Raw genomic sequence first — 12617 nt, forward strand, 5'->3', positions numbered from 1 at the left:
GGTAAAAAATGTCAGGACATTACGAAGCTCCGATAAGGGAACCTTTAATTATTGGTCATAAGACTTATCATGATATTTCAGAAGATATCGCAAGACCTATCGAGGAGAGAGCCGGTAAACTGTGGTGGGTTTCATTTTGGATCGCTTTAACGCTTTTCGTTTATGGATTCGGCTGTATTGCTTACACCATAGGAACCGGAATTGGCGCATGGGGACTTAATAGAACTAACAACTGGGGATGGGATATTACCAACTTCGTTTGGTGGGTAGGTATTGGTCACGCTGGAACCTTGATTTCCGCGGTACTATTGTTATTTAGACAAAGATGGAGAATGTCGGTGAACCGTTCTGCAGAAGCGATGACGATCTTCGCGGTGGTGCAGGCAGCGATTTTCCCGGTGATCCACATGGGTAGAGTTTGGGTAGGATATTGGGTTTTTCCTTTGCCAAACCAATTTGGTTCCCTTTGGACCAACTTCAACTCCCCACTTCTTTGGGACGTATTTGCAATCTCGACTTATTTCTCCGTATCAACCGTTTTCTGGTTTATGGGATTGATTCCGGACTTTGCAATGATCCGTGACCGGGCAAAAACACCTTGGACCAAAAGAATCTACACATTACTTTCTTTTGGATGGGGTGGAAAAGCGAAACACTGGCAAAGATTCGAGGAACTTTCCCTCGTGTTGGCCGGTTTGGCGACTCCGCTAGTATTCTCGGTGCATACCACGGTATCCTTTGACTTTGCTACTTCGGTAATCAAAGGATGGCACTCCACCATCTATCCGCCATATTTCGTTGCGGGTGCGATTTTCTCTGGATTTGCTATGGTACAGACGCTTTTGTTGGTTGCAAGAAAAGTTTGTCACCTAGAAGAATACATCACCATGTATCACATCGAGATCATGAACATCGTTATCATTGTGACGGGTGGTATGGTAACTGTAGCTTATGCCACAGAATATTTTATCGCTTGGTATTCCGGGTCACGATTTGAGGACTTTACTTACCTTTCTCCAGGTGCGGCAACCGGTCCTTACTGGTGGGCGTTCTGGTCGTTGATTATCTGTAACTTGGTGGTTCCGGCGTCATTCTGGTTCAAAAAATTGAGAACAAACATTATCTGGACTTTCATCGTAGCATTGATCATCAATATCGGGATGTGGTTTGAAAGATTTGATATCATCGTTATCAACATTGCAAGAGATTACTTGCCTTCCGGATGGACGATGTTTAAACCAACCATTATCGATGTGGGCGTATTCCTTGGAACAATCGGATTCTTCTCCGTGTTATTCCTTCTTTACGCAAGAACTTTCCCTGTAATTGCGCAGGCGGAATTGAAGACTATTTTGAAAATTTCAGGTGAAACTTATAAAGCAAAGGAAGAAGATGAGCACCACTAAGAAAATATATGGTATCTATGCCGACGACGACGATTTACTGAACGGCGTGCATGCTTGTAATGACAAAGGAATCAAAATTGCGGAAGTTTACACTCCGTTTCCGGTTCACGGTCTTGACAAAGCTTTGGGTTTAAGAAAAACAAGAATCTCTGACGCTGCTTTTATTTACGCAGTATATGGAGTTACGATAGGAATTTTGGTTACCTGGTACACCATGAATCACGATTGGCCAATGAATATCGGTGGGAAACCGGCATTTGACTGGGCACACAATATGCCTGCTTTCGTGGTTCCTATGTTTGAATTGATGGTATTTTGTGCAGCACACATGATGTCGCTTACCTTTTTGGCAAGAAACAAAATGTATCCAGGATGTCCGCCACAAAATCCGGATCCAAGAACTACCGATGACAAATTCATGATCGAATTTGAGAGTGAACATGTGGAGGCCATCAAACAAATTTTGGTTGATACGGGAGTTGAAGAAATAACTGTAAAAGATGCTTAATACAATGACAAAGAATATTTTTAAAATTACAGCTATCTTAGGTTTTGCAGCAATTTCATTGAGTTCATGCAGTAAGCAGAATCCGCCATTGGTTTACTTCCCCGATATGTATTTCCCGGTAGCTTACGACCCATTGGAAAAGGCGGAAGATGCCTACTCAAAACATCAAAACGAAATTCCACTTTTTGTAAAACAAAACGGGGCCACTGGTTTGAGTCCAGTTAATGGAACTGTTGCACAAAATAGAGATGGTGTTGCCGATGAAGCAGCAAATACTGCAATGAAGACGGATGACTATATCGCCGGATATGATGCGTCAAAGGCCGTAACTTCTTCACCGCTTGACCCTGCGAATGAGGCGAAAGATATTGAAAGAGGTAAAGTACTTTTCAACCAGGTTTGCGCAGCTTGTCACGGAACAGGTGGCGATGGACAGGGACCAATTGTTGTAAGTGGAGCGTATTCAGGAGTTCCGAAATATGCAGATAGACAAATTACAGTGGGTTCCGTGCATTATGTTTTAACAAACGGTAGAAATGCGATGGGCTCATACGCAGGACAACTGAAACCTGGTGATCGCTGGAGAGTAGCAATGTACGTGATGAGCGCTTTCAAGGGTGGAGTAAATGCTACAGCACCAGCAGCAACAACTGCGGCCGCTCCAGCTCCAGCAGCGGATGCAAAGGCAGCAGCAAGTGAAACAACCACTCCTAAAAAATAAAAAGAATTAAGAAATGTATAGTTTTTCACCGAAATTAAGATTATATTCAATCGTATTTATCGTTCTGGGATTAATCCTTTTTGGAGCTGGTTACTTCATGAATCACAGTATTGATGATGCAAGAATCGAGCACATGATGGAGGTGGTTCATTCCACCGGACATAATGCTCCAACTCATTCCAGTGAATTGGTAGGTCCTCAAGATCACGCTGCTCATTTGGAGCATGCCAAAATGCAAGTTCACAATCAGCCATTAGCAGCGGTTCACACTATTGCGGTATTTTTGTTTGCATTGAGCTGTTGTGCGCTTTTCTTTTACTCAATCCAAAATGCGGCACACGCAGGTTGGCCAATCATTATTCTGAGAGTAATGGAGGCAATCGCATCATTTATTCCTTGGGCGGGAGCGGCTTTGATTATCCTTATGGTTCTCAATGTTACCCATCAAGGGCATCTATTCCATTGGATGGATCCGGCTTTAACTGAAAAAGGCAATGCTAACTTTGACCCAATTCTATATGAAAAGAAAAAGTTTTTGAATATTCCATTTTATGCTGTCAGGACTATTCTTTACGTAATCGGAGCAACCTTCTTCGCATGGAAATTAAAGACACTTTCTAAAAAAGTGGACGATAACAAGGGCGACAGAAAAATCTACGCGAGCTATTACAGTTGGAGCGTGGGTTACATTGTATTCTTTGGATTTTGTTCTGCAGCTTGGGCGTGGGATTGGTTAATGTCCATCGACCCGCACTGGTATTCTACCATGTATATTTGGTATGCGATGGTTTCTGCTTTGGCTTCTTCAATCGCAGTGATGATCCTCATCAGTGTTTATTTGAAGAAAAACGGATTCCTGCCGCAGTTCAATGACAACCACTTGCACGATTTAGGGGTCTTCCTTTTCGCCACAAGTATGCTTTGGACTTATACCTGGTTCGCACAGTTCATGTTGTATTGGTATGCAAACATTCCCGAAGAGGTTAACTATTTCTTCGGTCGATTTGAGTATTACAGCTGGACTTTCCTTCCGGTTTTGATTTTCGTATTCTTGCTTCCACTTTTGGTTTTGGTAAGTTCAAGTATCAAGAGGAATTACAAGGTTGTCACCACCATGGCTGTAATAGTGATTTTTGGTCATTGGGTAAACCATTTCAACATGGTAATGCCAGGAACAGTTGGTCCTTTCTGGAAAACTCCGGAGGTTCTATTGCTGAATTTGGGAGCGGTATTGCTGTTCGTAGGTTTGTTCATCTTTGTGGTCATGACTGCATTGTCAAAAACAAAATTGATCCCGACAGGAAACCCATTCCTGAAAGAATCTGAAATTTATGAATATCCTTTCTAAGGATTTAAATATAAAAATTGAAAAATTCCGGTTAATGATTTAGCCGGAATTTTTTTTAAAACAATTATGAAAACAAAATTCATCTTGTTTTTCGTGTTGGCCAGTTTTATTTCCGTCCATTCCCAAACGCTCACGTTGGTCTCAGAATTTTCTGGAATACCGCTTTCGAAAGTGATGGTGTTTAGCAGTGATGGGAAATTGGTTACCACCTCAGATATTTATGGAACCATCGATAAGGTGGCGCTTGATCCTAACAAAAGTGAATACAGTTTGATCTACGACAACTTTGTCATCGGCAAACTGAACCAGGCAGACTTCAACCAGCCCGTCATTAAACTTCGTGAAAAGATTGTTGATGTGGAACCCGTGGTCATTAAAGATAATGCTAAAGCAAAATATATCTTGCTGAAAGGCAATTTCAACACCTATGTTTTCGTCAACAATAAGCTGAATTCTTATGGTGATGGAATCATCACTTTTGTTTTTGACAACAAAACCAAAGAATTAAGAAGTAAAAAAGTTCAACAGTACAGGGTTTTTGAATTGCTGAACCCGAATGATGTCCGCAAAAATACTTCAGAATGGGATTACAAATTCTTTTTGAATCTTCCCGATATGAATAGTTTGGTCAATATTAACGACTTTAAAAATAAGGAGAATACCGTTGTAAAAGAAGTTTCTGCTTCGGGAAAGGATATAGTGGAAGTGAGGAAAAAACTGTTGCAGGATAAAGAGTTTTCCCTTCTTGGCTATCGATTTTTTGATTCCGACACCGCGATTGATTTTTCATTTGGAAAAGGGTCTAAGAAATCTTACCGCGACCTTCTGGAATTTTCTGATCTTCGAAAGGTCAAATTAAAGCACAAATCTGAACCAAATTTTAACCAAATCATCGTCCAGAAAAACTTTTACCCGACGGAAATGGAGTTTTCAGACCAAGTTCAAGTGGACGATGTGAAATTCAGGCCAGGTTCAAGTAAGTACAAAACACAATTTTGGCAAGAGGATTCCTTCCCAAATATGCAGAAGGTTTTCGAAAGTTTCTTTAAGAATGATTTAAGGGAAGTGAAAAACAAATAGACCATCACGTTATTTTCCCGACTTTATACCGAGATTTTTTTTAAATTTGTCTAAACCTCCATGAAATGAAAAAAATTTTGATGTTTCTATTCGTTTGCTTCCTGTTTGTAGGTTGCAAAAAAGATAAAGTGGATGCCACCAATCCCAAAGCTTTTCAGTCGAGTATCAATGATATGGCTTCCAGTCTCACCACTTTGCAACAGGTGAAGTTCAATGAGGCGCTGTACATCCTGAAAACTTTCGGGGTGGATGCCGATGGTGATCTGAACGAGATCAAGGCATTGGGAAAATTGATCAACGGGATGAAGGTGCCGGGAATTTTGGCGCTTGCAGACCAGGTCGCCCAGAAAAACGGAATCGAGTGGACGAGCACAGGTCCGCCTTCATTGGGGGAAATGAATATTTTTGGGAATGAAGACGCCAAGGAAACCGACCCGAACGATATTTCCGCAAACGGTTTGAGCATTGAGGTTCAGCCGGTTGCCACAGACAATGTCCTGGGTGCCCAATCCCTGCAGATTATTCCGAGGTTGGTTGATAATTCCGGCAATAATATCAAGTTTGAAGGAGCCGCATTGGAAACGGTGCTGGAAGTTTTCAGCGGCGGAAATAAAGTCCTGACTTCAAAAAATCTGATGCTGGACAATAATTTCAAAGGCTTTAATTTGAGGTTTGCTTCGCTGCCCGCACAAAAGATTATCGACGGCACCATCGACATCACGGTTTCGGTAAAAACCACGAAGAAGACTTATAAAATGTCTAAAATAGGGGTAGAGGTGAATCCGAAAGCACTCCTGATGCCGGCCGGAAATCCCGAAGATAATCCCGCCAATCTGGATCCGAATGATACGAGCCAGCTTCCCGTGGAATCTATGGACCCCAACGAAGCCGCCGGAACCACTGCCGCAACCACTCCGCAGAAACCCAATGCGGACCCGAAATCAAGCGTTTCAAAGTTTCTCAACAACCTGGGTTCGCAAAACCTTCGGGGCGCATATGAGGTTTCAGACAATCCAAACTGGGGATCCTATGAAAACTTCTCGAATCCGACTTCCGGATTTGGAGCCGTGAAAAATGTATCCGTGAAAAATATTACCACCAACAGCACATCCGCCAATTCCGCAAGTGTCAACGCAACCTATGAGGTGACCGACAAAGAGGGCAGAACTACTGCTTTGCTGGTGACTTTCGGGTTGAAAAACGTAAACGGCGAATGGAAGATATCCAGCTATAAAATCAATTAGAATGACGAAGCCCGACCTGGTCCAAAAATTAGAAAAAACCATCCAGAACATCCCTGATTTCCCACAACCCGGAATTCAGTTCAAAGACATCACCCCGATTTTTCTTGACCCGAAACTTTATGAGGAAGTCATCAAAGATTTGGCAGATTTCAGCCGTGGAAAAATCGATGCGGTATGCGGAATCGAAAGCCGGGGTTACCTTTTCGGGATCGCGATTGCCGTGGCTTTGGAAGTGCCGTTTATCCTGATCAGAAAAGCCGGGAAATTGCCGCCGCCTTTCGTGGGTGAGAAATACGATCTGGAATACGGAACCGCTGAAATCGAAATGCGGACCGGACAATTAAAACCCGGACAAAGAGTGCTGATCCACGACGATTTATTGGCCACCGGCGGAACTACCGAAGCAGCCGCAAAATTGATTGAAAAGCAGGGTGGCGAAGTAGCGCAGTTTAGTTTCCTCATCGCATTGAAAGATTTGCACGGAACCGAAAGGCTGAAACAGTTTGATGCCGAAGTTCACCAGATTTTGGAGTATTAAGAAGTTCATGCATATGCCATTGTTTTTTCCTCTTTATAAATCTTAAATATGAAATTCAATAAAGTAGTATTCTCAACGATCATCGTTTTTATATTAAGTTCTTGCTCGCTAAAATATACAACACCTGGAAGTGATGTTAAAATTTCTTCACTTGCCGATGAAGATGTAGCGAAAATTTTATCGAACAAACCTGCTGCTGAGTTTCCAGTAAATATCGCGGTAGCAAGAATTCAAGCGCCAAATTATTCAAATAATTCTTACAACAGACGGGAATCCACTCCAGATGGAAGGTTTTCTATGATTTTGACTCGTGAACCGGATGAAGAAAAAGTCATCAGCGAACTTTCTAAATTAAAGGGAATTAAACAAATCTCACCTTTTAACCGGCTTCTGTTGCCCTATAATTATCAAACGATAAAAGATTTGAGATTAGCAGCAGCAAAGATGAAGGCACAAATGTTATTGGTATATACCTTTGACACGGAGTTTTCAATCGATGCCAAAAACTATGGGCCACAGAATGTTTTCGCTTTGGGATATTTAAAAAATAAAGAAGTTAAGGTAAGGACAACTTCTTCAGTGGCTTTATTTGATGTGCAGACAGAATATTTATTCGGTCTTGCTGAAGCTACCGCGGAAAAGGAAAAGAAATCGAACATCTGGAAAGAGAATCAGGAAGTTGATCAATTAAGAATGGATGCTGAAAAAGAATCATTTTCAAAATTGGCGAAAGAAATCGAAAAAATGTGGAATGATGTTTATTTGGAGTATAATAAAAACAAATAAAACAAATCACATCAAAAGATATCTGTTTCTGAAAACATTTTACAACTCATTATTTTGTATATCCCTCAAAAACAATTAAATTTGCACTCAATTTTTTTAACGACATTATGGCAAAAAATTTAAGAAGACCGAGCAAAAAGGAAATGGAAGGTAAGGAAACCGTAGAGGTTTTCAAAGGGCTGGATAAAACCGCGCTCGATGCAGAACAGTTTTTGGAGAATCACGCCAAAACTTTGATCGGAATCTTCGTAGGTTTGGTTTTGATCGTTTTGGGATATTTCGCATTCCAGCAATTCTACGTCGCACCAAGAAACAGTGAGGCAACAATGGGTTATCTGGCTGCCCAGAAAAATTTGGCAGACGGAAAAGAAGATTTGGCACTCGGTGGAAAAACCGCTGCAAATCCAGGTTATCTGGGAACTTACAACGAATATTCCGGGACGCAGGTAGGAAAACTTTCTGCCTATAATGCAGGTCTTTTGAAATTCAAGGAAGGAAAATACCAGGAAGCCTATGATTTGTTGGACAAGTTTTCTTCAGACAACAAAACTTTGGTGGCGTTGAAATACGGAGCGATGGCGGATTGCCAATCCAATCTGAACAAAAACGAAGATGCACTTTCTTTGCTGGATAAGGCAAGCAAAGCATCAGACGATCCATACACGTCTTACTATTTTACCAGAAAAGCGGGAATCGTGGCTTTGGCTTTAAAGAAAAACGCGGAAGCAAAAAAATACTTCTCCACCATCGACGAAAAATATCAGGATTATGACAACGGAATGTCTGATGCCTATATTGAAATGGTGAAATACTACTAAGGTTAAATTTGGACGCAGCGCGTACTTTTTGAACTTCGGGTTGCAATTTCAAACCTTAAACCTACCTGTCGGCAGACAGGCCTCAAACTTCAAACAAAATAGGTATGGCTACAGTAAATCTTTCAGATTACCAACCATTAGAAATAAATGATGCCGATTCTTTCAGGATCGGTATCGTTGTTTCAGAATGGAATGATTTCGTGACCTTCAACCTGCGCGACGGCGCCCTTGAAACCCTGATTAAAGAAGGCGTAAAAGAAGAAAATATCAGAATTTTTGACGTTCCGGGCGCATACGAGTTGAATTATGCATCCATGCAGCTTTGCAAAGAGCGCGAATATGATGCGGTGATCGCGATTGGTTGTGTGATCCGAGGCGAGACTCCACATTTTGAATACGTGTGCTCTGCAGTTGCACAGGGAATCAAAGACTGCAATATTTTGACCGATACCCCCACCATTTTCTGCCTTTTGACAGACGACCATAAGGAGCAGTCCATCGCACGAAGCGGCGGAAGTTTGGGAAACAAAGGGGTGGAAGCTGCAGTAACCGCCTTGAAGATGATTGATTTCAAACGAAAACTTTCCCGGAAGAAAGGGAATATCGGCTTCGGAAACTAATTTCCCGCCAAATATTTTTCTTGTATTTTTACGCGGATTATTTTGCTTGAATGCCGCAATGGATTTAGAAAAGTGAATGTTTTCAAGTGTTTTTGTCCTAGAAAATAGTGCTGTTCCTCATGATGAATTCCCAAGTTGCCAAAAATTTCGCTCAGCTTAAACCTGCACTGTTGGTTTTGCCGGTGGTTTTGCTTTCGATGATTGCTTTATTTTTGTTTTCGCAGAATGCATTAAACACCAATGGTTACGTTGAGATTCAGAAACCCTTCTTCTACGCAATCAATTCCCGCCTATCCGAATTTCCCAATTTGATGTACAATCTCACTTATATGGGAGATGCTTTGGTTTTTCTTTCTATGATGGGGGTTTTCATCGTCATCGCGCCAAAGATTTGGGAAGCCGCGGTTCCGGCTGCACTTTTTTCGTTGTTGTTCTCAAAGCTTTTCAAGAGTCTTTTTTCCGTTCCCAGACCTGCCGGAATTTTAGATCAGGACAGTTTTCATATTATTGGAAAAACCCTTGTGGGATTTTCCAGTTTGCCTTCCGGACATTCGATCACCGTTTTTACCTTTCTCACCGTCTTAATGTTTGGCTTTATGCCTAAAGAATTGGGAAAAAAAATAGCATGGTTTGCTTTAGTAGTCTTTGTCGGACTTATCGTTGCGCTCACACGCGTCGGAGTCGGCGCGCATTATCCGCTCGATGTGGTTTCCGGAAGTATTACCGGCTATATTTGCGGTTTGCTGGGAATTTTCACCATGCGGAAGTTTAATCTTTTCGGTTGGATTGGGCAAAAGAAATGGTTTCCGTTTTTAATGCTGATTTTCTTGGTTTGCGTGGTTGTTTTCGTCAATAAAATTAGGACAGAAAATTTGCCGGTGTATTATTTAGCCATCGTCGGATTGGTAGTATCCCTTTATAAAATGATCAAAGTCTATGTTCAAAAATAGCATTTCCATCACCAGATTTTCATTGATTCTTGGTGCGATGAACTTTATTTTTTTCCATTACCCATTTTTCAAATTTGTTTTTAGCAATTTGGATTACAAAAGTTTCAATGGTGTTTTGGCCATCGTCAGTTTGATTGTTTTGATGTTGGTGTTGAACGCTTGGGTTTTCTATCTTTTCCTTTCTATTTCTAAATATTTGGGGAAATTCCTTTTGGTTTTAACCTTCATGATTTCCGCACTGTCGGTTTACTTTGTCAATACTTACGGCGTTATCATCGATGAAAGCATGATAGGGAATGTGTTCAATACGGATCAAAACGAGGCGGGCAGTTTTTTCTCTTTCAAGATGGTGTTGTATGTCGTGCTTTTTGGGATTCTTCCGAGTATTTATATTATTAAAGCTAAAATCGTTAATGATGGTGTGAAGCGGTTTTTCACCAAAAGTGGACTGGTCTTACTGTTTGCATTAATCATGGCTTTCGTGAACGCCGCGAACTGGTTGTGGATTGATAAAAATTCCAAATCTCTCGGCGGACTCGCGATGCCGTGGTCTTACTCAGTGAATACTGCGCTTTTTTTCATTCATGATGCCCAAAAAAATAAGAAGGAAATCCTGTTGCCGGATGCCACTTTTAAAGACCACAAAAAAGCGGTGGTGGTTTTGGTGATCGGCGAATCTGCCCGTTCCGAAAATTTTTCTCTATACGGATATCAAAAAAACACGAATCCTTTACTTTCTAAAACTCCCAATGTTTTTCATTTTAATGCCACTTCTTGTGCAACCTATACCACGGCGGGCGTAAAATGCATTTTAGAACATAAGGACACCGGAGATTTGTATGAAATCCTCCCAAATTATTTGAACAGAAATAAAGTAGATGTCATTTGGCGAACCAACAACTGGGGCGAACCGCCCGTTCATATTCCGAATTACCAAACCTCCGAAATGTTGGCAAAGAATTGCAAAGGACCAGATTGTGGGTATGACCAAATTCTGGTCAATGGACTGAAAGAGCAGATTTTGGCGAGCAAAAGCGATAAAGTTTTAATTGTGTTGCACACAAGTACCAGTCACGGTCCTACTTACAGCAAGAAGTATCCAAAAAGATTTGAGGTTTTCAAGCCGGTCTGCAACAGTGTGGAGCTGGGAAATTGCAGCAGGGAAGAACTGATCAATGCTTATGACAACACGGTCGTTTACACGGATTTCCTTTTGCACAGTATCATTCAGGATTTGAAACAATTGAAGGACTATGACAGTTCAATGATTTTTGTTTCAGACCACGGCGAATCTTTGGGAGAGAAAAACCTCTACATGCACGGAGTTCCGATGAGCATCGCGCCAAAAGAACAGTATGAGATCCCATTCATTGTCTGGGTTTCCGATCATTCCAAAACCCTAAAACCGGAGAAGTCTTTGACGCAAAACAATGTTTTTCACAGCGTATTGAACTTCCTTGGAATATCAAGTCCGGTTTATGACGAGAATATGAATATCTTTAGATAGTTGATTTTTAAATTTTGATCACAAAAAAGCACATTTTCCCATGGTTTAGACTATGGGATTTTTTATTTTTATCCAACAAAAAATTGGCTGGAGAATTGCAGATGATTTTTGTAAATTTACTTTTCATTAATAAAATTTGAAACAATGAAATGGACAAACGATAGAAGTGACAACGTGGATGACAGACGTGGAACCGGTGGAGGAGGTGGGTTTTTAGTTGGTGGAGGATTGGGAACGCTGATCATTGCGGCGATCGTGTTTTTTCTAGGTGGCGATCCATCCGCGATTTTAAGTTCCGGCATCGGATCTTCCCCGCCAACCGAGCAGAGAGATCTGACGGCGGATGAGTTGAAAGTCCGCGACTTCGTGTCAATGGTTACTGCCGAAACCGAACAAACCTGGGGAAAAATCTTCCAGGAAAACGGCATGCAATACAGCGCCCCGAAAGTGGTGATGTTTGAATCGGTGACCCAATCCGGTTGTGGAACTGCGCAGGCAGCGATGGGACCTTTTTACTGTCCTGCAGATCAAACCGTCTATATGGATATGAGCTTCTTCAAGGAGTTGGAGCAGCGATTTGGGGCAAAGGTGACCGAGTTTTCCATCGCGTATGTGATGGCGCACGAAATCGGGCACCACGTGCAGACGCTTTTGGGAACGACCGGAAAAGTGGACGAATTGCGAGCGAGCGGAAAATATTCCGAAGCCGAAATGAACAGGGTTTCTGTGGCGACCGAACTTCAGGCAGATTTCTACGCCGGAGTTTGGGCCAGGCAAACCGACAATCGTGAACATATTCTAGAGCCGGGAGACATTGAGTCTGCCATTTCTGCGGCAGAAGCAGTGGGTGATGACAATATCCAGCGCCGATCGCAAGGTTACGTCAACCAGGAAGGTTTCACACACGGTAGTTCGGCGCAACGGAAGGAGTGGTTTATGAAAGGCTACAATACCGGAGACATTCGGCAGGGTGATACTTTCAATGCGCTTTTGAGATAAGGGGGATTCCGGTCTCTTTACTGGAATTTTGTAGCATTGCTATTGTTTTAGTGGTCAATATTCAGGTTTTCCTAAATCTTTCAAGAGAGGGT

Annotated in this window: 13 protein-coding genes; all 13 read left to right on the forward strand. The window is 41.8% G+C overall.

Going from position 1 to position 12617, the window contains the following annotated elements; all coding sequences use genetic code 11:
• The first annotated feature begins 8 nt into the window (after positions 1-8).
• The 13 genes from nrfD (at position 9) to ypfJ (ending at position 12525) form a co-directional block, all read left to right on the forward strand.
• Positions 9-1406 carry an NrfD/PsrC family molybdoenzyme membrane anchor subunit gene (gene nrfD / locus ACM44_RS02515; protein ID WP_048498530.1) on the forward strand — a complete coding sequence of 466 codons (1398 nt, stop codon included), beginning with the start codon at positions 9-11 and terminating at the stop codon, positions 1404-1406.
• Complete coding sequence (locus ACM44_RS02520; RefSeq protein WP_048498531.1) at positions 1393-1914, forward strand: DUF3341 domain-containing protein; 522 nt, start codon at positions 1393-1395, stop codon at positions 1912-1914. The genes nrfD and ACM44_RS02520 overlap by 14 nt, the downstream gene beginning before the upstream one ends.
• 4 nt (positions 1915-1918) lie before the next feature.
• Positions 1919-2635 (forward strand): c-type cytochrome, encoded by a 717-nt coding sequence (locus ACM44_RS02525; protein WP_048498581.1) that lies wholly within the window; start codon positions 1919-1921, stop codon positions 2633-2635.
• A 13-nt stretch (positions 2636-2648) separates the two neighbouring features.
• On the forward strand, positions 2649-3983 hold the full coding sequence (locus ACM44_RS02530; protein ID WP_048498532.1) for a hypothetical protein: 1335 nt from the start codon (positions 2649-2651) through the stop codon (positions 3981-3983).
• Between the two features lie 66 nt (positions 3984-4049).
• Positions 4050-5063, forward strand: coding sequence for a hypothetical protein (locus tag ACM44_RS02535; RefSeq protein WP_048498533.1), 1014 nt, complete (start codon positions 4050-4052; stop codon positions 5061-5063).
• Positions 5064-5128: 65 nt separating this feature from the next.
• The gene (locus ACM44_RS02540; RefSeq protein ID WP_048498534.1) at positions 5129-6307 is read left to right on the forward strand and encodes a DUF6694 family lipoprotein; all 1179 of its coding nucleotides are present in this window, start codon (positions 5129-5131) and stop codon (positions 6305-6307) included.
• 1 nt (position 6308) lies between these two features.
• Positions 6309-6845 (forward strand): adenine phosphoribosyltransferase, encoded by a 537-nt coding sequence (locus ACM44_RS02545; protein WP_048498535.1) that lies wholly within the window; start codon positions 6309-6311, stop codon positions 6843-6845.
• A 48-nt stretch (positions 6846-6893) separates the two neighbouring features.
• Positions 6894-7631 carry a hypothetical protein gene (locus ACM44_RS02550; RefSeq protein ID WP_048498536.1) on the forward strand — a complete coding sequence of 246 codons (738 nt, stop codon included), beginning with the start codon at positions 6894-6896 and terminating at the stop codon, positions 7629-7631.
• A 107-nt stretch (positions 7632-7738) separates the two neighbouring features.
• Positions 7739-8449, forward strand: coding sequence for a YfgM family protein (locus ACM44_RS02555; protein ID WP_048498537.1), 711 nt, complete (start codon positions 7739-7741; stop codon positions 8447-8449).
• A gap of 104 nt (positions 8450-8553) precedes the next feature.
• Entirely contained in the window at positions 8554-9069 is a 516-nt protein-coding gene (gene ribH / locus ACM44_RS02560; RefSeq protein ID WP_048498538.1) for a 6,7-dimethyl-8-ribityllumazine synthase, read from the forward strand.
• Positions 9070-9188: 119 nt separating this feature from the next.
• Positions 9189-10019, forward strand: a complete 831-nt coding sequence (locus ACM44_RS02565) for a phosphatase PAP2 family protein (RefSeq protein WP_316932546.1) — start codon at positions 9189-9191, stop codon at positions 10017-10019.
• Entirely contained in the window at positions 10006-11526 is a 1521-nt protein-coding gene (gene eptA, locus ACM44_RS02570; RefSeq protein WP_048498539.1) for a phosphoethanolamine--lipid A transferase EptA, read from the forward strand. Before ACM44_RS02565 ends, eptA begins: the two co-directional genes overlap by 14 nt.
• Positions 11527-11670: 144 nt before the next feature.
• A complete protein-coding gene (gene ypfJ, locus ACM44_RS02575; protein ID WP_048498540.1) occupies positions 11671-12525 on the forward strand; it encodes a KPN_02809 family neutral zinc metallopeptidase in 855 nt (284 codons plus the stop codon).
• Positions 12526-12617 lie beyond the last annotated feature (92 nt).

Source organism: Chryseobacterium koreense CCUG 49689, from assembly GCF_001045435.1.
Taxonomy (GTDB): domain Bacteria; phylum Bacteroidota; class Bacteroidia; order Flavobacteriales; family Weeksellaceae; genus Kaistella; species Kaistella koreensis.